The sequence below is a fragment of the Falsiroseomonas frigidaquae genome (assembly GCF_012163145.1).
Taxonomy (GTDB): domain Bacteria; phylum Pseudomonadota; class Alphaproteobacteria; order Acetobacterales; family Acetobacteraceae; genus Falsiroseomonas; species Falsiroseomonas frigidaquae.
Genome location: NZ_JAAVTX010000004.1, coordinates 253,079 through 274,928 on the forward strand (window position 1 = coordinate 253,079; position 21,850 = coordinate 274,928).

The window sequence follows — 21,850 nt, forward strand, 5'->3', positions numbered from 1 at the left end:
ATCATGGAAATCGTGCAGGCCGTCCTGGCCCTCATTGCGGCCTGTATCGGGTTCGCGCTGATCGCGCGCCGCCTGAACCTGCCCTATGCCGTCATCCTGGTGCTGGGCGGCATGGTGCTGGCCTTCATCCCCGGCCTGCCCACCGTCACGCTGGACCCGGAAATCGCGCTGGCCTTCTTCCTGCCGCCGCTGCTGCAGGGCAGCGCCTGGCGCACGGATTGGCGCGCCTTCCGGGCCAATCTCCGCCCGATCCTGTTCCTGGCCGTGGGCGCCGTGCTGTTCAGCGCGGTCTGCATCGCCGTGGTCGCCAAGCTGCTGATCCCGGACCTGCCCTGGGCGGCAGCCGTGGCGCTGGGCGCCATCGTCGCGCCGCCGGATGCGGTGGCCGCCGCCGCCGTGCTGGCCCGCCTCCCCATGCCACGCCGCCTGGTGACGGTGCTGGAGGGCGAGAGCCTGGTGAACGACGCGACGGCGCTCGTGCTGTACCGCTTCGCCATCGCCGCGGTGGCCGCCGGCGGCATCGCGGTGGAGCAGGCCGTGGCGTCCTTCTTCCTGGTGGCGATCGGCGGCATCCTGGTCGGCTGGGGCGTCGGGCTGGCCGGCGCCTGGGCGTTCAAGCGGCTGGAGGACCCGCTGCTGGAGATCGCCGCCAGCTTCGTCGCCTGCTTCGGCAGCTTCTTCGCGGCCGAGGCGCTGGGCCTGTCCGGGGTGATTTCCGTGGTCACCACGGGGCTGGTGCTCGGCCAGTTGCAGCACCGCACCCTGACGCCGGAAAGCCGGATCAGCGCGCGCGCGGTCTGGAGCTTCGTGGAATTCGTGCTGACCAGCCTGATCTTCATCCTGGTCGGGCTGCAGCTGCGCGGCATCCTTGACCGCATCTCCCAGCATGGCGTGCTGGAACTGGTGGGGCTGGCCGTGGCGCTGTCCGTCACGCTGATCGCCAGCCGATTCATCTGGGTGTTCCCCACGGCGCTGATCCCGCGCGTGCTGCCAGGGCCGGTCGATTCGCGCCGCATCCCGCCCATCGGGCATCTGGTGGTGATTTCCTGGGCCGGGATGCGGGGCGTCGTTTCACTCGCCGCGGCGCTGGCTCTGCCGCTGGATTTCCCGCAGCGCGACCTGCTGGTGTTCCTCGCCTTCTGCGCCATCCTGGCGACGCTGGTGCTGCAGGGCACCACGCTGGAATGGGTGATCCGCCGCTTCGGCGTCGCGGAAAAGCGGGTGGTCGGCATGGCGCCGGAGGAAGCCCAGGCGCGGCGCCATGTCGCCCGCGCGACGCTGGCGGAGGTGGAACACCGGGCGGAGGATATCCTGGAAGGCGCGGTGGCGCGCGACCTGCTGGCGGAATTCCGCGAGCGCAGCCGGATCTATCATGGCGTGGCCGATGGCGGCGGACATGCGGAGCTGGAGGCGCGGATGCGGATTCGCCTCGCCGCGCTGCGCGCCGGCCGGACGGCATTGCTGGACCATCACCGCGCCGGCGCCTTGAATGACGTGATGCTGGCCAGCCTGGAACATGAGATGGACCTCGAGGAACTGCGTATCCTGCGCCTGCTGGGGGCCCGATGAGCCTGCTGTCCGAACAGCTGGAGGCGGCGCGGCGCGGCTTGCTGGACCTGTCCACCCGCAACCGCCTGCTGTCCCTGCCGAAGCCCGGCCGGTCCCGCGGCGTGGTGCTGCTGGATGACGAGGATGCCGGCTTCGTGCTGGCCGCACTGGCCGATGGCCGCGCCTTCACATTCGAGGCCGCGGCCGATTCGCCCGAGTCCGCCCCCCGCCGCACCCGTCGCCCGGTGCGGGTGGACGGCGTGGCACAGGCCGATGCGGCGCAGAGTCGGGCGGATGCACGGCGCGATAGCCGCCTGCGCGCAAAGCTGCCGCGGGAGGATCTGGCGCGGCGCCTGCGCGACCTGATGCAGGATGCCCGCACGGCGCGGGAGGAAACCGGCATCGCCACCCTCTCGCTCGCCCTCGGCGCGCTGGCCTGGCGCGACCCCGCGACGCCGGAGACGGAACGCCTGGCGCCGCTCGCCCTGCTGCCGGTGGTGCTGGAACGGCAGGGCGTGTCTCAGGTGTTCCGGCTGCGCGCGACGGGGGGCGAGGTGGAGGAGAACCTGTCGCTCCGGCAGAAGCTGCTCGCCGAATTCCGCGTCGAATTGCCCCCCTTCCCGGCCGAGGATTTCGCGCCGGTCGCCTGGGCGGATGTCGTGCAGGCCGCCATTGGCGCGCGCGAGAACTGGCGGGTGGAGCCGGATTCGCTGGCGGTCGGCCTGTTCTCCTTCCAGAAGTTCCTGATGTGGCGGGACCTGGACCCGGCGGTGAACCCGGGCCTGCTGACGCACGGCATGATCCGCGCCCTGGTCGGCGGCGAGAGGCTGGAATCGCCGCCGGTCCTGGACCCGGATGTCGATGTGGACGAGGCGATTCCGGTGGAGCGCCTCGACCACGTCATGGAGATGGATGGCAGCCAGGCGCTGGCGGCGGAGGCGGTGCGTCGCGGCGGAGCCGCGCGGGACTTGGCAGGCGGAGCCGCGCGGGACTTGGCAGGCGGAGCCCCGCGGGACTTGGCAGGCGGAGCCGCGCGGGACGCGGCAGGCGGAGCCGCGCGGGACGCGGCAGGCGGAGCCGCGCGGGACGCGGCAGGCGGAGCCGCGCGGGACGCGGCAGGTGGGGCCGCGCGGGACGCGGCAGGTGGGGCCGCGCGGGACGCGGCAGGTGGGGCCGCGCGGGACGCGGCAGGTGGGCCGGGCGACCAGCCGGGCCATGTCGTCATCCAGGGGCCGCCCGGCACGGGCAAGAGCCAGACCATCGCCACCATCATCGCCCAGGCCGTGCTGGATGGCCGCAGCGTGCTGTTCGTGGCCGAGAAACTGGCGGCGCTGGAGGTGGTGGAACGCCGCCTCGGCCAGATCGGCCTCGGCCCCGCCTGCCTGGAACTGCATGCGGAGAAGCAATCGAAGCGCGCCGTGCTGGATGAATTGCGCGCCACGCTGGCCGCGCCGCCGGTGCCGATGCCGGACCGCGCGCCCGTGCTGCGCCGGCTGGGTTCACTGCGCGGCAGGCTGAACCAGCATGCCCGCGCGATGGGCGAGGCGGTGGGCGAAAGCGGGCGCCCGCTGCATGCGGTGGTTGGCCGCCTGGCGGCGCGACGGGCCGCGGGCGCGGCGGCGCCGGACTTCACCCTGCCGGCCGGGGATTGGGACGCGGCGCGAATCGCCGCCGCGCGCGCCGCGGGGGCGGAGCTTGCAGCCTGCGCGGCGGCCGGCGGGCCGGGCAGCATCTGGCGTGGCGTCGGCAGCGCGCTGGACCCGCTGGCGCAGGACCGGCTGATGGCGCGGCTGACGGTGCTGATCCGCGCGCTGACCGCCGGCGCCACCGCACTGGCCCCCGCCGCCATGGTGCAGGCGGAGCCCGGCCCGGCCGGGGCCGCGCATCTTCTGGCGCTGTCGGCATCCATCGCGCAGGCCCCGGCGCATGATGCCGGCGCGCTGGCCCACCCCGCCTGGCAGGCGGACCCCGCGCCGCTGGCCGCGCTGGTCGAGGCGACCGCCACGCTCGCCGCCGCCGGGCGCGATGCGCGGCTGCGCCCGGGCGCCCTGGACGCGGAGGGGCTGGATTCGGCACGCGCCACCCTGGCCGAGGGTGGCGGTTTCCTGTCCTTCCTGTCTTCCACCCACCGCGCCGCCAAGGCGCTGGCCGCGCGGATCGTGGCGGATCGCGCCCCGGTACTGCCGGCGCTGGACGCCGCCATCGCCGGGCAGGCCGCCGCCCGCGCCCTGGCGGCTGGCGAGGCCACCGGCCGCGCCGCCTTCGGCACGCTCTGGGGTGACGCCGCGGCGATGGCCGCGCTGCTGGCCTGGCGCCGCCAGCATGGCGCGGCCGCCGCCGCCGCACTGGCCGCGGGGATGCCGGTGCTGGACGACACGGCGGTCCAGGCGGCTCTGGATGCCTGGGAGGAGCTGGCGGCGGCAACGCAGCTCGACCTCACGCAGGCCTTCGGGCAAGCCGATCCGCCACTCGCGGAGATTGCCGCGCGGCTCGGCGACTGGGCGGCGCAGCCGGAGGCGCTGACCCCCTGGCTTGCCTGGTGCCGCGCGGTGCAGGCGGCGGGGGAGGATCTGGCGCCGCTGGTGCAGCGCCTGGCGGATGGCAGCCTGCCCCCCACCCAGGCCGCCGATGCGCTGCAGGATGCGCTGGATGAGGCGCTGTTGAAGGCCGCGATGCGCGCCCGCCCGGAACTCGCCGCCTTCGATGGCGCCGGCTTCGACCGGATGCTGGTGGATTTTGCCGCCGCCGACCGGGACCGCATCGCCCTCGCCCGGCGCGAGGTTGCCGCCACCCATGCCGCCGCCGTGGCGCGGGTGCGGGAGATGCCGGGCTACCGCCTGTTGCTCGGCGAGTTCGAGAAGAAGCGCGGCCATCTGCCGGTGCGCGAATTGCTGCTGCGGGCGGGTGCCGCGGTGCAGGCGGCCAAGCCGGTCTTCCTGATGTCGCCACTTTCCGTCGCGCAGATGCTGGCGCCGCCGCATGGCCTGAAGCCTGGACTGACCTTCGACCTGCTGGTGATGGACGAGGCATCGCAGATCGAACCCGTCGATGCCCTGGGTGCCATCGCACGATCCCGCCAGGTGGTGGTGGTGGGCGATGACCGGCAGATGCCGCCCACCCGCTTCTTCCAGCGCATGACCTCGGAGGAGGAAATGCCGGAGGAGGAGGAGGCCTCGGACACGGTGGCGGCGCGGGAGGTGGAGAGCATCCTCGGCCTGGCCAATGCGCGCGGCGTGCCCAACGTGATGCTGCGCTGGCACTACCGCAGCCGGCACGAGAGCCTGATCGCTACCAGCAACGCGCAATTCTATGGCGGCAGGCTGATGGTGCTGCCCTCCCCGCGCGGCCGGTCGGCGGCGCTCGGCCTGTCGCTGGTGAAGGTGGATGGTGCCTGGCAGGCCGGCGCCGGCGTGAACCAGGCGGAAGCGCGCGCGGTGGCGGAAGCGGTGCTGCGCCATGCGAAGGAAACGCCCGGCGAGACGCTCGGCGTCGCCGCCTTCTCGCTGCGCCAGCGCGACGCGATCCTGGATGCGGTGGAGGCGCTGCGGCGCGAGGATGACTCGGCGGAGGCCTTCTTCACCGCGCATCCGCACGAACCCTTCTTCGTGAAGAACCTGGAGAATGTGCAGGGCGATGAGCGCGACGCGATGTTCATCAGCGTCGGCTATGCGCGCGGCGCGGATGGCAAGCTCGCCATGCGTTTCGGGCCGCTATCCGCCGAGGGCGGTGAAAGGCGGCTGAACGTGCTGATCACCCGCGCCAAGACGCGCTGCGTGGTGTTCTCCGGCATCACCGCCGACGACATCGATCTGGAGCGCGCCACGGGCGCCGGCGTCGCCGCGCTGAAGGCGTTTCTTCGCTTCGCCGAATCGGGTGAGGACCGCCGCGCCACGGGCGGTGACGCCACCGCACCCCTGGCACGGGTGATCGCGGAGGAAATCAGCGCGGCCGGGATGGAGCCGGTGGCGCGCGTCGGCAGCGCCGGCCTGTTCCTCGATGTCGCGGCGCGGCGGGATGGCGACTACCTGCTGGGCGTCGAGGCCGATGCGGCGGATTGGGCCGCGCTGCGCGGTGCGCGGGACCGCGACAATGGCCGTGGCGCCGCGCTCGGCCGCATGGGCTGGCGGCTGCACCGCGCCTGGAGCCTGGCCTGGCTGCAGCGACCGGATGCGGAACGCGCGCGGCTGCGCGCGGCACTCGGCGCTTCACCGGAAGAAGCCCAGACCGCCGCACCCTCCACCGATCCCGGCCTGGCGCAGCCCTATGTGGAAGCCGCGCCGGAGAAGCCGGAAGGCAACATCCCCGACCAGCCCTTCGCCCGACTCGCCGCCCTGCTGGCGGAGATCATCCGGGTGGAGCAGCCGTTGCATGGCGATGCGGTGCTGGAACGCGCGCGCCTGGTCTTCGGGCAGGCGGCGCTGTCCGCCACCGACCGCGCGGCGCTGCAACAGGCGCTCCGCCTGGCGAAGCAGTTGGAAGGCGTGACGGAGGAGGCGGGCTTCTGGACCGCGGAAGGCGCGCCCCCGGTGCAGCCGCGGGACCGTCGCGCCAGCGCGCCGCATCTGCGCCGCGCCGCCCTGCTGCCGCCAGCGGAGGTGCAGGCGGCCGCGGCCGCATTGCTCGCCGCGCTGCCCGGCTCGACCGAGGATGAGTTGGTGGCCGGCGTGGTGCGGCTGCTGGGGCTGGAAGCTTCGGCTGCCCCCGCCATCGCGGCCCGCATCGCGGCGCTGGTCGGCGCGGGGGTGCTCAGCCCGGCCGCTGCGTGACCTGGTCGCGCAGCCAGTCGAGGTCGCGGCGCAGGGCGTAGAATTGCCGTCCATAGGCGCTGGGCACCGAGAGCTTGGCGATCTTGCCTTCAAGGCCGTTGATGCGTGCCAGCAGCGCATCGCGCGCCGCGTCGTCCCGGGCGGCCGGCAATTCGGCCTCGATGCCGCGCATGTCGTCGTAGTAGCGCCAGATGCGGCTTTCCATCTGCCAAGTATAAAGCGGTGGGGCAAATCGTATCAGCGGCAGCGCCAGGGTCAGCAGCGGGATCAGCAGCACCCACATCCGCTCCACGGTCACGGCCACCCAGAAGGGCATCCAGCTCTGCAGGAAGGTCGGGCCGCTCTCGTACCAGCGCGCCGCATCGCGGTGCAGCGGCAGATCCTGGTTCAGCGCCGAGGGGAAGCGTCCTTCCGGCGCGAAGCTCTGCCGGCCGCGATGTTCTTCCTGCAGGATGCGGATGAACAGGCTGACGAGTTGCGGATGCACGTCGGCTGGCGCGATCAGCGAAGCCGCGGGCGCCAGCAGCACCACATCCTCCGCCGGCAGATCCAGCGCCAGGGAGAAGCCGCTGCGCGGCAGGTGCACCGGCGTGACATAGGGAAGCAGGCGGGCATAGGCGGCGGCGCGGGTTTCGAAATCCACCAGCTCCACCTGCTCGCCCGCCGCCATCAGGCGGGAGATCGCCGGGCCGGGCTCGGCGGCGACGAAGATCGCGGCATCAACCTCCCCGGCCAGCAGCGCATCCGCGGCATCGGTGCCGCTGAACGGGGAGGCTATGAAGCTGTCCGGCTCCACCGCATTCACCTCCAGCAGCGCCAGCGCCAAGGCACGCGTGCCGCTGCCCGGCGGCCCCATCGCGATGCGCGCACCGTTCAACTGCTGCAGCCGCTGCCGCCCGGCATCACGACGCACGAAAACCCAGGCAGGCTCGAAGAAGACGGAGCCGAGCGAAACCAGCGCCACCTCCTGCCGCGCAGAGGCGACACGCCCCTGTGCGGCGACCGGCATGGTGCCCGCGACGCCACCCTGGACCAGCGCGAAATCGACCCGGCGCTGACGCAGCATGGCGAGATTCTCGACGCTGCCCTGGCTCTCGACCAGCTCGACGGTGAAATCCTCGGCCCGCAACGCCTCCGCATAACGGCGCGTGGCGCGGGCATAGGCGCTGTCCGCGCCAGGGCCGGTCGCGATCCGCAACATCTGCGGCGGCGGCGGCGCGACGAAGCGATACGCAATGCCGAGACCGCCCGCGACCAGCAGTACGATCAGGCCCCAGGTACGGAGAAACGTGACGATGGCGGCCCACATGCAGGCGTAACGGATCAGATGGCGCAGGGTTCATCGACTCATCGCGCTCCAACCGTCGCAACCATTTCACGCCCGCCTGCGTTCCCCCGGCACCACGAACGGTCCTGAGAGCGGGCCATCACGACGGAAGGAACGACATGATGACCAACAAGGCACGTCTTCTCGGCGCCGCGGCGCTGGGCCTGATGGTGGCGGCCTGCGGTACCGATCCGCAGGAACGCATGACGGGTGGTGCTGCGGCGGGCGCCGCGACGGGTGCGGGCGTCGGCGCGCTGGGCGGTCCGGTTGGTGCGCTGGCGGGTGCCGCGGTCGGCGGTGGCGCGGGTGCAGTGGCCGGTGCCACGACCTCCCCGAGCGACGTCAATCTCGGCCGGCCGGTCTGGAACGATCCGGCGACGCGCGTCCCGGGCATGAACAACGACCGCAGCAGCAGCAGCGCGGCCAGCGGGTCCACCCGCGACGTGCAGCAGGCGCTGAGCCAGCGCGGCTTCAACCCCGGTCCGGTGGACGGGGTGATGGGCCCGCGGACGCGCAGCGCACTGCGTGATTTCCAGCGTGCCAACAACATCGAAGCCACGGGCCGCACCAATTCCGCGACCATGGCGGCACTGAATGTCAGCGGTGGCGGGTCCCAGGCGATGCGCGGCAGCAGCGGCCGCACCGATCCGAACCGCGCCTATATGGGTGGCGGCATGGTCGGCGGTGGCATCGGCGCCAATGCCGGTTCACAGATGAGCCAGACCAACCCGGATCGCAGCGGCGCAGCGACGGATGCCGACCCGGGCACCGGCGGCACCGGCGGCTCGGGTGGCAGCACCCGGATGCCGAACAGCCCGAACTACGGTGGCAGCGGCACGAGCAACCCGATGGAGCGCAGCGGGACGGCGACCGGCGCCGATCCGGGCACGGGTGGCACCGGCGGTTCGGGTGGTGGCGCGGCGACGCGCCCGACCAGCCCGGGCATCAGCGGGCGCCCGAACTCCTCGGGCAGCAACCTGGAGCGCAGCGGCACGGCGACGGATGCAGATCCGGGCACCGGCGGCACGGGCGGCTCGGGCGGTTCCAGCGGCGGGACCAGCATGCCGCCGCGCTGAGCCAAGTTCAGCGGCGCGAAGGGGCCGGGGGCGAAAGCCTCCGGCCCTTTTTGTTTTCAGCTGCCCATCATGGTGGCGGGCAGCCAGGTGACGATGCCGGGGAAGATGGTGACCAGCGCCACGGCGGCGACCATCAGCAGGAAGAACGGCAGCGTGTTGCTGGCCACCGTCATCATCCCCTTCCCCGTAAGCCCCTGCAGCACGAACAGGTTGAAGCCGACAGGCGGCGTGATCTGCGCCATCTCCACAACCAGCACGATGAAGATGCCGAACCAGATCAGGTCGAAGCCGGTCTGCGCGATGATCGGCAGCACCACGGATGCGGTCAGCACGATCATGCTGATGCCGTCGATGAAGCAGCCGAGCAGCAGGTAGATCACCGTCAGGAAGGCGATGATCATGAACGGGCTGAAGCCCTGGCTGCCGACCCAGGTGGCCATCGCGGCCGGAATGCCGGAATAGGCCATCGCCTTGGTCAGGAAGGCCGCGCCCGCCAGGATCAGGTTGATCATGCAGGACAGCTTCACCGCGCCCATCAGGCTGGCGGCGAAGGACTTGCGGTTCAGCGTGCCACCCCAGGCGGACAGCGCCAGCGCGCCGGCAACGCCGAAGGCCGCGGCTTCCGTCGCCGTCGCCCAGCCGAAATAGATGCTGCCCATGACGAAGCCGATCAGCACCAGCACCGGCAGCAACTGGCCGCTGGCGCGCAGCTTCTCACGCAACGGCATCGGCGGATCGGCCGGCGGCACCAGCTTCGGGTTCAGCAGCGACCAGATGGCGATGTAGCCGCTGAACAGCGTGATCAGCAGCAGCCCCGGCAACAGCCCCGCGATGAACAGCCGCACGATCGAGACCTCCGCCGCCACGCCATAGACGATCATGACGATGGAAGGCGGGATCAGCAGCCCCAGCGTCCCGGCCCCGGCGAGCGAGCCGATCGCCAGGGGCTGGTGGTAGCCGCGCTGGGTCAGAGCCGGCAGCGACATCTTGCCGATGGTCGCCGCCGTGGCGGCGGAACTGCCCGAGACGGCGGCGAAGATGCCGCAGCCAATGACGTTCACATGCATCAGCCGCCCCGGCAGCCACTGCACCCAGGGCGCCAGGCCACGGAACATGTCGTCCGACAACCGGGTGCGGAACAGGATCTCGCCCATCCAGATGAACAGCGGCAACGCCGCCAGCGTCCAGCTTGCGAGCGAACCCCAGACGGCACTGCCCAGCACCTTCTCCGCCGGGAAGCTGGCCATGCCGGTCATCAGCATCGGCAGGGCGACGACGCCGACAAGGCCGGTCATCAACAACCCCAGCCCGATCCAGACGCCGAGGCCGAGAATCAGGAACAGCACGCCGAGCAGCAGGAGCCCGGCCTCGGTCTGCGCGAGGTCCATGCTCAGATCTCCCCCATCGCGCGTTCCAGGGCCGATTCCTCCGCCGCGCGGCGGTAGGAGGGTGTGCCGCCGGACAGATGCACCACCAGATCGTCCAGCAAAGCCAGCGCGAACAGCCCGCAGCCCACGGCGCAGGCGGCCTGCGGCACCCAGAGCAGCCAGGGCACGGTGCCCTGCGCCACGTCGTCGAACTGCCAGGAATCAAAGGCGAGGTCACCGACCGCATAGGCCAGGAAGGCAGCCAGCCCAGTGCTGAGCACCAGCGCCAGCGTCTCCATCCCGAAGCGGGCGGCGCCCTTCACATGGCCGATGATGAGGTCGACGCGGATATGCGCGCCGTGCCGGAAGGCATAGGCCAGCGGCAGCAGGGCGGAGCCGGCGACGGCGAAGGCCGTCAGGTCATCCGCGCCATCCAGCGAAAGGCCGAACTGCCGGCCGATTACCTGCAACGCGATGATGATCCCGATACCGGCCAGCGCCATGCCACCGGCAATGCCTCCGGCCAGGTACAGCAGGTCCAGTCCCCGGCGCAGCGCGCCCACTTCAGCCCGGCGCAGCGCGCCCATCTCAGCCCGCCGCCCGCAGATCGGCGATGATCTTGCGGCCATCCTCGCCGGCGCGGCCCGCCCACTCATCCGCCATGGTGGCGCCGATGCGGGCCATGCCCTGCATCAGCGCAGGCGAGGCGGTGGCGACGGTCATGCCACGAGCTGCCAGGCTGGCCTGCGCCGAGTCGCGGGCGGCGGCGCTCATCGCCCAGCCACGCGTCTCGGCGGCGGCGGCGGCGCTGCGCACGGTGGCCTGTACCTCGGCCGGCAGGGCCTCCAGCGCGCGGCGGTTCACGAAGACCGCGTTCTTGGTCCAGGTGAATCCGATCGGCGTGAAGAACTTCGCATAGTCCCAGGCGGCGCTGTCCACGCCGGTGGCGGCGGAGGTGACCATGGAATTGACCACGCCGGTGGCGAAGGCCTGCGGTATCTCGGCCGCCTGCACCAGCGTCGGCGTGGCGCCGATCAGCGTGGCGAAGCGGTTGGTCATCACGTTGAAGGTGCGCATCTTGGTGCCGCGCAGCGCCTCCAGCGTGTCCACCGGGAAGTTGGTGTAGAAGCCCGACGGCGGCCAGGGCACCGTGTAGAGCAGCGACAGCCCCTGCCGCGCCAGCCGCGCCTCCAGCATCGGGCGGGACAGGTCGGCCAGCTTCCTGGCGCCTGCGTAGTCGGTCACCAGCTGCGGGATGCTGTCGACTTCCAGCAGCGGGTCCTCATTGCCATAGGCGGAGATCAGGATCTCGCCGAGCTGCACCTGGCCGGTTTGCGCGCCGCGCTTGATCTGCGGCAGCGGCAGCAGCGCGCCATTGCTGTGCAGCTGGATGGAAAGCTTGCCGCCCGAGCCCGATTCCACCGCGGTGATGAACTCGCGGATGTTGCGCGTGTGGAAGTTGCCGTCCGGGTAGGGCGAGGCGAATTGCCAGCGCGTGGTCTGCGCCTGGGCGAGGCGGGGCAGCGCAGGCGCGGCGAGGCCAGCCGCCAGAATGGCGCGGCGCGAAATGATCATGTCTGAAGCCCCCGAATGGCAGTGTGTTGCTGTGATCATCGGGGCCAAACGGCGAAGCGCGCAAGGGGCTGTTGCAGTGCAGCGAACGTTTCGCGTCGCGCGTGGCGAAGGTCGGGCCCCGCTCACCCAACCCTCTCCCCCCGCGAGCGGAGGGAGAGGGCTTCCGGGTCAGGCCTTGTAGTCGGCGATCAGCTTGGCGCCGTCGGCGCCGGCGCGCGCCACCCACTCATCCGTCATCGTCGCGCTGATGCGGCGCAGGCCGGCGAGGAATTCCTCGGTCGGCGGGACGATCTGCATGCCGCGCTGGCCGAGCGTGGACTCCGTGTTGCGCTGCGCCTCCGCGCTCAGCTCGTAGCCGCGCGTCTCCGCGGCGGCCGCGGCGGCGCGGACCGCAGCCTGGTCCGCCTCGGACAATGCGCCGAGCGCGCGGCGGGAGACCAGGACGGCGTTCTTGGTCATCGAGAAGCCGAGCGGCGTGAAGACCTTCGCGTAGTCCCAGGCGGCCGTATCCACGCCCGTGGCAGCGGAGGTGATCTGCGCCTGGACCACGCCGGTCGCGAAGGCCTGCGCCAGTTCCGCGGACTGCACCAGGGTGGGCTGCGCGCCGACCAGGGCGGCGAAGCGGTTGGTCGCCGGGCTGAAGGTGCGGAAGCGCAGGCCGCGCAGGCCCTCGATGGTCGGGATCGGGTTCTGCGCGTAGAGGCCTGCCGGCGGCCAGGGCAGCATGTAGAGCAGGCTGAGGCCCTGCCGCCCCAGTCGCGTCTCGATATACGGCTTCTGCAGATCGGCCAGCTTCTTGGCCTGCGGGTAGTTGGTCACGAGCTGCGGAATCGCGTCCGCGTCGAAGAAGACATCCTCGTTCGAATAGGCGGTCAGCAGGATCTCGCCGGCCTGCACCTGGCCGGTCTGCACGCCGCGCTTGATCTGCGGCATCGGCAGCAGCGCGCCGTTAGAATGCAGCTGGATGGACAGGCGCCCGCTGGTCGCGGCCTCGATCTCCGTCACCATCTGGCGGATGTTGCGGGTGTGGAAATTGCCGTCGGCATAGGGCGTGGCCATCTGCCAGCGCGTCTGCGCGGCGGCGCCGCGCGACAGCGCAGGCATGGCAAGGGCCGCGCCAGCGGCGGCGAGGAGGTTGCGGCGGTCGATCATGGTGAAGCTGTCCCTCGGATGTTGCTCTCCGTGGCGCGAGCATCGCCCTCAACCGGCCGGATGAGCAACCCCCTTGGGCAGGACCCTGGTTACAGCGGATAGTCCCGCGCCGGATCGATGCCGGCGGCGGCCAGGAACTTCCGCATCTCCACCACCTCCTCCTTCGACAGGCTGTGCTGGGTGTCGTGGAAGCCGTGCGTGCGGCCGGCGAGTGCGACCTTCACCTGGCCATGCCCGCCGGTGCTCACTTCCGCGCCCACCGCCTCCAGCACCGCGAAGGCCTGCTTCGGGTCGATGTTGGCGCTGACGGGGTGCGCGAAAAGCGCGTGCAGGACCTTGCGGTGCTGGTGGTTCATGAATGCGGTCCCTGGCGTTGTTGCCAGGGCAGTTTCGGTCCGCGCAGCCGCCTGGTCCTTGACGTGAATCAAGGGCGCCCGGTTCAGTTGGCCGGGCGGGTTCCCATGGCCACCGTGCGCTCATCCATCCGCGGCTGATGCACCAGTCCGCGGCGGGTGGCCCAGGAATTGGTGATGTTGTGCAGCGGCACCATCGCCACGTCGTCGGTCGCAAGCCGGATCGCCTGGCGCAGCACCGCCGCGCGATCCTCCAGCTTCAGCAGCGTCGCCGCGCGGTCGGTCAGCGCGTCCAGCTCCGGGTTGGAATAGCGCGCCGCATTCGCCGCGCCGCGCTGCGCCCGGCGATCGAAGGTGCCGAGCACGCTGATCAGGAAACTGCCCGCCTCCCCGGTGGAAGATCCCCAGCCGGCCAGGCGGATGGGAAATTCCTGGCGCGAGGAACGGCCGGAGTAGCTCGACCAGGGCAGCGCCTCCACCGCCGTGCGCACGCCGATGCGCGTCCACATCTGCGCCACCGCCTGGGCGGTGCGAGCATCGTTCGGGTAGCGGTCATTCGGCGTGAACAGCGTCATCCGGAAGCCGTCCGGGTAGCCGGCCTCGGCCAGCAGCCGGCGGGCGCCTTCCGGGTCGTATTCCGGCACCGGAACCTCCGGCGCGTGGGTCGTGGTGCCGGGTGGCATCCATTGTCCGGCGGGCGCGGCCGCGCCCTCCATCACCCGCTCGACCAGCGCCTGCCGGTTCACCGAGATGGTCAGCGCGAGGCGCACGCGCACATCGTCGAACGGGTTCACCTCCATCGGCCGCCCGTCATTGTCGGTCACCAGCGGCAGGTTGCCGCGGCGGGAACGGTCGAAGGCAATGAAGATCAGCCGCAATCCCTGCACCTCGGCGATGGAGACGCGGTTGTCGCGGCGCAGGCGCGCGAGGTCCGTGGACGGCACCTGGTCGATCAGGTCCACATCGCCGGCGAGCAATGCGGAAACCCGCGCCGTGTCATTCGCGACGACGCGGTAGGTCACGCGTTCCCAGGGCTGGCGCGGACCGAACCACGCATCGTTCCGCACCAGCTCGAACCGGTCACCGGGAATCGAGCTGGCGATGCGGTAGGGGCCGGTGCCGATGGCGGCGCGGCCGGAATTGAAATCCTCCGTGCCGCGGCCCTCCACCGCATGTTTCGCGACGATGGCGATGGAGCCGAGCTCCACCGGCAGCAGCGGGTGCGGCGCGGCGGTGTGGAAGCGCACGGTGTGGGAATCGACGATCTCCGTACGCTGGATGGCGCGTACGAAGGGGCTGAAGCTGGCCGGGCTGTTCGGCACCGTCGGCGGACGCGCGACGGAAAAGGCGACGTCCTCCGCCGTGAAGGGCGTGCCGTCATGCCAGGTGACGCCCGGCCGCAGCTTGAATTCCCACACGGTGGGCGCGATCGCGTCCCAGGATGCGGCGAGGCCGGGATAGGGCTTCACCTCCGCATCGCGCTCCACCAGCCGGTCGAAGATGTGCATCGACAGCGCGAAGTTGGGCGCCGCGTTGTAGAAATGCGGATCCACGGAAGTCGGCGGCGCGCCGGTCGCGACCGTAAGGTTCTGGGCGAAGACGGCCGTGCTGGCCGCAGCGAAAATGGTCGTCAGAACCCCGAGCCGCATTCGTATCACCCCGCGCTTTCGACGTAGTGCCGCAGTTCCTCGGCCTCATGGACCGCTTCCTCGATGCGCGCCTTCACCAGGTCGCCGATCGAGACCATCCCGGCGAGGCTGCCATCCTCGTCGATGACCGGCAAGTGACGAACGCGGCGATCCGTCATCAGCGCCAGCGCCTCCGGAATCCGGGTGCGTGGCGTCACGGTATGCAGCGCGCGGGTCATCAACTGCGCGACCGGCATCGTCACGGCATCCGCACCATGGGCGCCGATGGCGCGGACGATGTCGCGTTCACTGACGATGCCCAGCACGTCGCCGCCGCCGTCGCGCACCAGCGCGGCACCGATGCGGTTCTCCGACAGCACCTGGGCAACGCGGCCCACCTCGTCTTGCGCGGCGACCGATATCACATCCGCGCCCTTGCGGCGCAGGATGATGGCGATGGTCATGGTTGTATCCTCCCGATGCGGGAGGACGCGCAGCGGCGTCCCCCCGCCGGGCGATCGTGACAGGGAGGACAGGTCCGGTTCAAGCTTTGCGTGCAGGGCGGCGACCACACCCGCATAAGTTGTGCACCGCCCCGGTCAGGCCGGCGCGCTTTCCCCCGTCAGCTGCGTCCGCACCAGTTCGGCAAAGCGCCCATCCAGCGCCACCAGCTCCGCGAAGCTGCCGCGTTCCATCACATGGCCCTGCTCGAAGACCAGGATCTCATCCGCATCCCGCACGGTGGACAGGCGGTGGGCGATGACGAAGGTGGTGCGGCCGGCCATCAGCGCCCGCAGCGCGCGCTGCACGCGGGCTTCCGTCGCGGCATCCAGCGCGCTGGTCGCCTCGTCCAGGATCAGCACCGGCGGGTCCTTCAGCAGCGCCCGCGCGATCGCCAGCCGCTGGCGCTGCCCGCCGGAGAGCGAGGTGCCGCGCTCGCCGATCAGCGTGTCGTAGCCCTGCGGCTTGGCGGCGATGAAGTCATGCGCCTCCGCCATCCGGCAGCAGCGCTCCAGATCCTCCTGCGTCGCATCGGGGCGGCCGATCAGCAGGTTGGCGCGGATGGTGCGGTTGAACAGCAGGCTTTCCTGGAACACCACGCCGACATTGCGCCGCAGGCTGTCCAGCGTCAGGTCGCGCAGGTCGTGGCCATCCAGCGTGATGCGCCCCTCGGACGGATCCCACAGCCGCTGCAGCAGCGCCATGGCGGTGGATTTGCCCGCCCCGGTCTGGCCGACCAGCGCGATGGTGCGCCCGGGCGGCGCATCCATGTCCACCTCGCGCAGGATCGGCGGGCCGCCAGGATAGGCGAAGCCGACATTCTCGAACTTCACGGCGCCCTCGGCCCGCTGCAGGTTCAGCGCATCCGGCTTCTCCGGCACGGACGACCTGGCATCGAGCACCGCGAAGAACTCCTCCAGCGACGGCATCTGGAACACCATGCGGGAGACGAAGCCGACCGCGCCCTCCAGCCGCCCGATCAGCAGCGTGGCGAAGCCCATGAAGGACACGATCTCCCCCACCGTCGCCTGGCCCTGCACATGCAGCACGGTGCCCAGCACGAAGATGGCGATGACCGTGATGGTGGAGGCCGCGCGCGTCAGCACGGACACCACGGCCCACCAGTTCAGCACCGGGAACTGATGGTGCAGCACCTCCCGCACGATGTCGCCGAACAGCCGCGCTTCCGATGTGAGGCGGGAGAAGGACTGCACCACCACGACGTTGGACAGCGCATCCTGCGCATTGCCGGCCAGGCGCGACTGCAACGTCTCCACGCGGCCCTGCGCTTCCTCCGTCTTCTGGATCACCCAGGCGGAAACCAGCGCGAACAGCACCACCAGCGCAATCAGCAGCAGGCCGAGCCGCCAGTTCATCACCAACGTCAGCGGCAGCAGCACGATGGCGGCGATGAAGGTGGTCAGGTGCTCGCGGAAGAAGGACAGCCACAGGCCGAACAGGTTGTCCGCACCGACCAGCATCACCTTCATCAGCCGGCCGGACTGCGTATCGCCATGGAAGGACACCGGCAGCGACAGCACATGCTCGAAATAGCGCGCCATGATGGTCAGGCGGTTGCGGTGCGCCATGCGGTCCGACAGCAGCGCCACGGCGACATTGGCGCCGATCGCGGATAGCCCGACCGCCGCCCACAGCACGAGCAGGGACAGTGCCTCCGTCCACAGGCTGCTGCTGGTCATGCGTTCCGACCGCGACAGCAGGTCGATCACCCGGCCGAACAGCACAGGCTCCAGGAACTGCAGCCCGGCCAGCGCCAGTGCCGCGAAGCCAAGGCCATAGGCGATCCAGCGATCCGGCCCAAGAAGCTGGAGCACCCGAAGATACAGCCGCAGGAAGCGCATACGCCGGGACCCCTCCCTCCCCCATCTCCGGGCGCCCGACTCTGCCCGGCGCCGGGGGGAGGCGGCCCAGGAGTCGCGAAAAAGCGGCCATCTTGCAAGTTGCAGCGCGGACACGGCGGGAACAGGATGCAAGCGGCAGAGCGGGGCAGAAGTTTCCGCAGCCAGATTGTGGAGGATGCTTTCCGATGACCATTGCCCGCCGCGCCCTGCTTGGCGCCGGTCTCGCCGCCCCCGCCCTGCTGCCGGGGCTTGCCCGCGCCCAGGGGGCGAACCAGGGCTGGAGCCCGACCCGGCCGATCCGCCTGGTCGTCGGCTTCCCGCCCGCCGGCACCACCGACATCGCCGCCCGCCTGCTGTCCGAGCCCCTTGCCCGGCGCCTGGGCGGCCAGGTGGTGGTGGAAAACCGGCCCGGCGCAGGCGGCAACCTTGCCAATGACGTGGTCGCCAAGGCGGAGCCGGATGGTCACACGCTGCTGATGCAGACCATCAGCGGCGGCGCCATCAACTACGCGCTGTATGGCAGCCGCATGCCGGTGAAGCCGGAGGACCTGGCCGCCGTCGGCATGATGCTGCGGGTGCCGAACGCCATCTTCGTGACGCCGGAGCTTCCGGTCCGCACGCTGCGGGAACTGGTGGACTACGCCAAGGCCCGGCCCGGCGCGCTCAACATCGGCTCCTCCGGCGCCGGCACCTCGCTGCACATGACCGGCGAATTGCTGAAGCTGGAGGCCGGGATCGACATGATCCACGTGCCGTTCCGCGGCGCCGGCCCGATGCTGCAGGAGATCATCGCCGGCCGGGTGGAGGTGGGCGTGGACAACCTGCCCTCCGCCATCGGCCATCTGCGCGACGGCCGCCTGCGACCGCTGGCGGTGACCACCAAGGAACGCTCCCCGGCGATGCCGGAGGTGCCGACCACGGCGGAAGCAGGCTTCCCGGGCGTGGAGGCGACTGCCTGGTTCGGCGTGCAGGCGCCCGCCCGCACCCCGGCCGCGGTGCTGAAGCGCATCTCGGACGAGCTGAATTACGTGATCCGCCAGCCGGAAATGCAGCGCCGCCTGGCCGATCTCGGCGGCATGCCGCCCAACCTGACGCCGGATGGCGGCACCAGCCCGGAGACCTTCGACGCCTTCGTGAAGGCCGAGATCACCAAATGGGCCGAGGTGGTCCGCCGCTCCGGCGCCCGGGTCGAATAGCGGGCTGGCCGTTCCGTGAGGCGGGTGGGCCTTGTGCCCGCCCGCTGCGCCGAATACCTGGGGCCGCAAATCGGGAGACCTCGACCAGCATGACCCTCAGCCGCCGCGGCGCCCTTGGCGCCGCCCTCGCCCTGCCCTTCATCGGCCAGGCCGCCGCCCAATCCGGCCAGGCCCCCTGGGCCCCCTCCCGCCCCGTGCGGATCGTGGTGCCGTTCCAGGGCGGCGGGGCTACGGACCTGACCGCGCGGCTGCTGGCCGAGCGCCTGTCGCCGATGCTCGGCCAGCCGGTGGTGGTGGACAACCGCCCGGGCGCCGGTGGCAACCTCGGCGCGGACATGGTGGCCAAGGCAGACCCGGATGGGCACACGCTGCTGATGTGCACGATCGGCACCGCCAGCATCAACCAGTTCCTCTACAGCCGCATGCCCTACAAGCCGGAGGATCTCTCCGCCGTCGCGCTGGCCAACCTGGTCGCGAACGGCATCATGGTGAATGCCAACCTGCCGGTGCGGAATTTCGCGGAGTTCCTGGCCCATGCGAAGGCCAATCCGGGCAAGCTGAACTACGGCACGCCGGGCAACGGCACCTCCGGCCACCTGTCCGGCGAATACCTGAAGGTCCGCGCCGGGATCGAGATGACGCATGTGCCCTATCGCGGCACCGGCGGCGTGATTCCGGACCTGATCGCGGGCAACATCGATGTTGCGGTGGACAACCTGCCGGCCTACCTGCCGCATGCGCGGGAGGGCCGCATGAAGATCATCGCCGTGACCAGCAAGGATCGCTGGTTTGCGCTGCCGGAGGTACCGACCGTGCAGGAATCCGGCATCGCGGGCTTCGAGGCGGTGGCCTGGTTCGGCGTGCAGGCGCCTTCCCGCATGCCGCGCCCGATCCTGGACCGCTACGCCACCGCGATCGCCGAGATCTCCCGCAACCCGGAGGTGGTGGAGCGCCAGCGCAGCATCGGCGCCGAGCCCTTCCCGCTCGGCCCCGACGAATTCGCCGCCTTCATCCGGGCGGAGAACACCAAGTGGCAGGAAGTGGTGCGGCTGGCCGGCGCGCGGCTGGACTGAGCCTCACACCACCCAGTCGTCATCGGTGATGCGGGCGATGCCGTTGCCATCGGCGATGGTCGCCCCATCCGGGCTGGTCAGCGCCAGGCGGAACCACTCCGTGCCCTCCGCAACCTCATCCGGCCGCAGCGTGATGGCGACGGTCTTGCTGGTCTCGCCCGGGGCGAAGACCAGCGTGCCGGCGGCGGCGACGTAATCGGTCTCATCCGCCGTGCCGGGCATGGTCTGCCAACCCACCGTCACCGGCGCCACGCCCGGCGCCGTCAGGCTGACGGTGAACACCGCCTGGCGCGAGGCCTGCGCGACATCGGGCAGGATCGGCTGCAGCGCCGCGATCTTGTCGAAATTCACGCTGTGCCAGTCATCGGCCAGGATGCCGCCGGTGTCGCCGGAATTGGGGTTCCAGGACCACCAGGCATAGGACACGCCGGCACCCGCCACATCCTGCACCCCATCGGCATTCGTATCCCCGCCGAGATAGGCGGTGATTTTCTCCATCCAGGCCTGGTCGCGCGGGTCCGTCAGGCGGGAGCCGAGTTCGCCGACCAGCACCGGGGCCGTCCCCTCCCGCCACAGATAGCCCCACATGCGATCGAAGATGGCGGGCAGGTTGTCCGGGAAATCGGCGGCGTAGAAGAAGGGCTGCGGGAAGACCGAGTTCGGATAGTCGTGCGGCGCATAGACCAGCTTGTCCGGCTGGTTCAGCAGGATCGGCCGGTCCCGCGCCCCGGCCAGGTTGCCGCCCCACCAGTAATGCTCGCCATCGTGCTGGCCGACGCCTTCCACCAGGATCAGCCAGTCCGGGTTCTTCGCCAGCACGGCGTTGCCCGCGATCTCCGCCGCCGTTGCCCAGGATTTCCAGTTGGCGCCATGCGGTTCGTTGTGCAGGTCCGCGCCGATCACGGTGGGGTTGCCGGCATAGCGCGTTGCCAGTTCCTCCCACATCTTCACCCAGCGCGCCGTGGTGTATTCGCCCTCGTACCACAGCCCGTTGCCGTTCGGGCCATTGCCGGCGCTGCTGCGGTGGTGGTCCAGGATGATCCGCAGGCCGATTTCCCCGGCATGTTCCACGATGCGGTCGATGATCTGGACCGGCGTCAGGCCAGCAAGATCCGGGTTCAGCCGGAAATCGATGCCATTGGGCGTGCCGCCCTTCTGGATCGCCTCGGCCGAGAAGGGCAGGCGGATGGCGTTGAAGCCGAGTTCCGCCATCTGCTCCATCATCTCCCGCCAGTTGCGCAGATGCAGCCCATGCGGCGCGAAGGCGGTGGTCTCCATCCCGAACCAGTTCAACGCGGCGATGCGGGCTGGGGCGCCGGTCGCGTCCACGATCTCCCGCCCGGCGGTGGACAGCACGCCCTGCAGGCCCCTGCCACCCGGGTCGCCTTCGGTGATGGTCGCGGCATCGGCGGTCATCAGCCGCGGCAGGTCGTCGTTGCGGAGGGTCCCGGTCGCGGCCCCGTCCGCCAGCACGCCGCGCACGGCATGCGACAGGTGCAGCAGCACCGTCTCATCCGCCTCGATCACCCGGTCGCCCAGCACCTTCACCACGATGTTGCGGCTGGTCTCGCCGGGGTCGAAGCGCAGCGTGCCGCTGCTGGCCAGGTAGTCCTCGCCGGCCACCGCGGTGCCATCCGCCGTGGCGAAGCGCACCAGCACGGCCTTGGTGGAAGCCTCCGCCAGCGTCACGGTGAAGCTCAGGCTGGCCTGGCCGGAATTGCGCTCCACCACGCTGGCATCGGCGATCTCGATGCGCGGCCCGTCATCGTTCAGCACGACGGCCTCCGCCACCGCCGCGCCCAGCGTGCCGCCGCTGGCGCCGGTCAGGCGCAGGTTGAAGCTCTCGGTGCCTTCGGCCACCGCGTCATCGACCAGGGTGACGGCGACCACACGGCTCGTTTCGCCCGCGGCGAAGGTGACGCTGCCGAGCGCGGCCCGGAAATCCGTCCCGGCCCGCGCCGTGCCGGCCTCGGTCGCGTAGCTCACCGTCACGGGGGCGGTGGCCGCATGGCTCAGGCCGATGCGGAACAGCGCCACGCCCTCGGATTCCAACATCGTGACACCGGCGATATCCACCTCCGGCGGTGTCGGCGGCACCAGCCCCGGCACATCCAGTTGCCAGTCGGAGGGGTCGGGGACGCTGCCGCCGGGCCCGGCGGTGAAGCCGAGCGTGATGCGGCCACCGGCCGGCACATCGGCGTTCCAGGGCGCGTTCCGCAGCACCACGCGGCCATCCGCCTGGCTGACGACTTCCGCGCCCCAGATGTTATCGATGATGAAGCCGGCGTCGAAGGCGAGCGTCCAGCCGGCCAGGGCGCGGTCCGTATCCAGCACCACCTGGCCGACGAAGCCATGCCCCCAGTCACTGCTGCGGGAAAACGCGACCTCAACCGGCATCCTGCCCTCCCCGCGACGTCGCGGCACTT

At 70.9% G+C, this 21,850-nt stretch carries 15 protein-coding genes; 5 read left to right on the forward strand and 10 right to left on the reverse strand.

The features are described 5' to 3' along the window. Positions 1-3: 3 nt before the first annotated feature. Both HB662_RS13800 and HB662_RS13805 read left to right on the forward strand, forming a co-directional pair. A complete protein-coding gene (locus tag HB662_RS13800) occupies positions 4-1,569 on the forward strand; it encodes a Na+/H+ antiporter (protein WP_168050396.1) in 1,566 nt (521 codons plus the stop codon). Continuing rightward, positions 1,566-6,314, forward strand: a complete 4,749-nt coding sequence (locus HB662_RS13805; protein WP_168050397.1) for a DUF4011 domain-containing protein — start codon at positions 1,566-1,568, stop codon at positions 6,312-6,314. The genes HB662_RS13800 and HB662_RS13805 overlap by 4 nt, the downstream gene beginning before the upstream one ends. Here the strand turns inward: HB662_RS13805 and HB662_RS13810 are convergent. After that, positions 6,295-7,623 carry a TAXI family TRAP transporter solute-binding subunit gene (locus HB662_RS13810; RefSeq protein ID WP_168050398.1) on the reverse strand — a complete coding sequence of 443 codons (1,329 nt, stop codon included), beginning with the start codon at positions 7,621-7,623 and terminating at the stop codon, positions 6,295-6,297. The two genes, HB662_RS13805 and HB662_RS13810, sit on opposite strands and share 20 nt — an antisense overlap. A gap of 137 nt (positions 7,624-7,760) precedes the next feature. Here HB662_RS13810 and HB662_RS13815 point away from each other — a divergent pair, with 137 nt between their 5' ends. Further along, entirely contained in the window at positions 7,761-8,717 is a 957-nt protein-coding gene (locus HB662_RS13815; RefSeq protein ID WP_168050399.1) for a peptidoglycan-binding domain-containing protein, read from the forward strand. 56 nt (positions 8,718-8,773) lie between these two features. Here the strand turns inward: HB662_RS13815 and HB662_RS13820 are convergent, their stop codons facing one another. From HB662_RS13820 to HB662_RS13855, 8 genes are all read right to left on the reverse strand, one after another. Further along, a complete protein-coding gene (locus HB662_RS13820; protein WP_168050400.1) occupies positions 8,774-10,105 on the reverse strand; it encodes a TRAP transporter large permease in 1,332 nt (443 codons plus the stop codon). Positions 10,106-10,107: 2 nt separating this feature from the next. Beyond that, entirely contained in the window at positions 10,108-10,671 is a 564-nt protein-coding gene (locus HB662_RS13825) for a TRAP transporter small permease (protein WP_209443285.1), read from the reverse strand. 1 nt (position 10,672) lies between these two features. Next, complete coding sequence (locus HB662_RS13830) at positions 10,673-11,659, reverse strand: TRAP transporter substrate-binding protein (protein WP_168050401.1); 987 nt, start codon at positions 11,657-11,659, stop codon at positions 10,673-10,675. A 168-nt stretch (positions 11,660-11,827) separates the two neighbouring features. Next, complete coding sequence (locus tag HB662_RS13835) at positions 11,828-12,811, reverse strand: TRAP transporter substrate-binding protein (protein WP_168050402.1); 984 nt, start codon at positions 12,809-12,811, stop codon at positions 11,828-11,830. An 89-nt stretch (positions 12,812-12,900) separates the two neighbouring features. Then, entirely contained in the window at positions 12,901-13,167 is a 267-nt protein-coding gene (locus HB662_RS13840) for a hypothetical protein (protein WP_168050403.1), read from the reverse strand. An 83-nt stretch (positions 13,168-13,250) separates the two neighbouring features. After that, entirely contained in the window at positions 13,251-14,813 is a 1,563-nt protein-coding gene (locus HB662_RS13845) for an ABC transporter substrate-binding protein (RefSeq protein WP_168050404.1), read from the reverse strand. A gap of 5 nt (positions 14,814-14,818) precedes the next feature. Then, positions 14,819-15,256: a CBS domain-containing protein gene (locus HB662_RS13850; protein ID WP_168050405.1), complete on the reverse strand. Its 438-nt coding sequence runs from the start codon at positions 15,254-15,256 to the stop codon at positions 14,819-14,821. Between the two features lie 135 nt (positions 15,257-15,391). Next, positions 15,392-17,155, reverse strand: coding sequence for a glucan ABC transporter ATP-binding protein/ permease (locus tag HB662_RS13855; protein ID WP_168050406.1), 1,764 nt, complete (start codon positions 17,153-17,155; stop codon positions 15,392-15,394). A 185-nt stretch (positions 17,156-17,340) separates the two neighbouring features. On the opposite strand from HB662_RS13855, the gene HB662_RS13860 reads away from it, so the two are divergent. Both HB662_RS13860 and HB662_RS13865 read left to right on the forward strand, forming a co-directional pair. Continuing rightward, the gene (locus HB662_RS13860; protein ID WP_168050407.1) at positions 17,341-18,351 is read left to right on the forward strand and encodes a Bug family tripartite tricarboxylate transporter substrate binding protein; all 1,011 of its coding nucleotides are present in this window, start codon (positions 17,341-17,343) and stop codon (positions 18,349-18,351) included. 89 nt (positions 18,352-18,440) lie between these two features. Then, entirely contained in the window at positions 18,441-19,424 is a 984-nt protein-coding gene (locus HB662_RS13865) for a Bug family tripartite tricarboxylate transporter substrate binding protein (RefSeq protein WP_168050408.1), read from the forward strand. Positions 19,425-19,427: 3 nt separating this feature from the next. Here the strand turns inward: HB662_RS13865 and HB662_RS13870 are convergent, their stop codons facing one another. Beyond that, positions 19,428-21,821: a Calx-beta domain-containing protein gene (locus tag HB662_RS13870; RefSeq protein WP_168050409.1), complete on the reverse strand. Its 2,394-nt coding sequence runs from the start codon at positions 21,819-21,821 to the stop codon at positions 19,428-19,430. Positions 21,822-21,850: the final 29 nt, after the last annotated feature.

Bases quoted from the DNA above. Each gene is read 5' to 3' on its own strand.
- HB662_RS13800 (WP_168050396.1), top strand. From the start codon at position 4: ATGGAAATCGTGCAGGCCGTCCTGGCCCTCATTGCGGCCTGTATCGGG.
- HB662_RS13805 (WP_168050397.1), top strand. From the start codon at position 1,566: ATGAGCCTGCTGTCCGAACAGCTGGAGGCGGCGCGGCGCGGCTTGCTG.
- HB662_RS13810 (WP_168050398.1), bottom strand. From the start codon at position 7,623: ATGTGGGCCGCCATCGTCACGTTTCTCCGTACCTGGGGCCTGATCGTA.
- HB662_RS13815 (WP_168050399.1), top strand. From the start codon at position 7,761: ATGATGACCAACAAGGCACGTCTTCTCGGCGCCGCGGCGCTGGGCCTG.
- HB662_RS13820 (WP_168050400.1), bottom strand. From the start codon at position 10,105: ATGGACCTCGCGCAGACCGAGGCCGGGCTCCTGCTGCTCGGCGTGCTG.
- HB662_RS13825 (WP_209443285.1), bottom strand. From the start codon at position 10,671: ATGGGCGCGCTGCGCCGGGCTGAAGTGGGCGCGCTGCGCCGGGGACTG.
- HB662_RS13830 (WP_168050401.1), bottom strand. From the start codon at position 11,659: ATGATCATTTCGCGCCGCGCCATTCTGGCGGCTGGCCTCGCCGCGCCT.
- HB662_RS13835 (WP_168050402.1), bottom strand. From the start codon at position 12,811: ATGATCGACCGCCGCAACCTCCTCGCCGCCGCTGGCGCGGCCCTTGCC.
- HB662_RS13840 (WP_168050403.1), bottom strand. From the start codon at position 13,167: ATGAACCACCAGCACCGCAAGGTCCTGCACGCGCTTTTCGCGCACCCC.
- HB662_RS13845 (WP_168050404.1), bottom strand. From the start codon at position 14,813: ATGCGGCTCGGGGTTCTGACGACCATTTTCGCTGCGGCCAGCACGGCC.
- HB662_RS13850 (WP_168050405.1), bottom strand. From the start codon at position 15,256: ATGACCATCGCCATCATCCTGCGCCGCAAGGGCGCGGATGTGATATCG.
- HB662_RS13855 (WP_168050406.1), bottom strand. From the start codon at position 17,155: ATGCGCTTCCTGCGGCTGTATCTTCGGGTGCTCCAGCTTCTTGGGCCG.
- HB662_RS13860 (WP_168050407.1), top strand. From the start codon at position 17,341: ATGACCATTGCCCGCCGCGCCCTGCTTGGCGCCGGTCTCGCCGCCCCC.
- HB662_RS13865 (WP_168050408.1), top strand. From the start codon at position 18,441: ATGACCCTCAGCCGCCGCGGCGCCCTTGGCGCCGCCCTCGCCCTGCCC.
- HB662_RS13870 (WP_168050409.1), bottom strand. From the start codon at position 21,821: ATGCCGGTTGAGGTCGCGTTTTCCCGCAGCAGTGACTGGGGGCATGGC.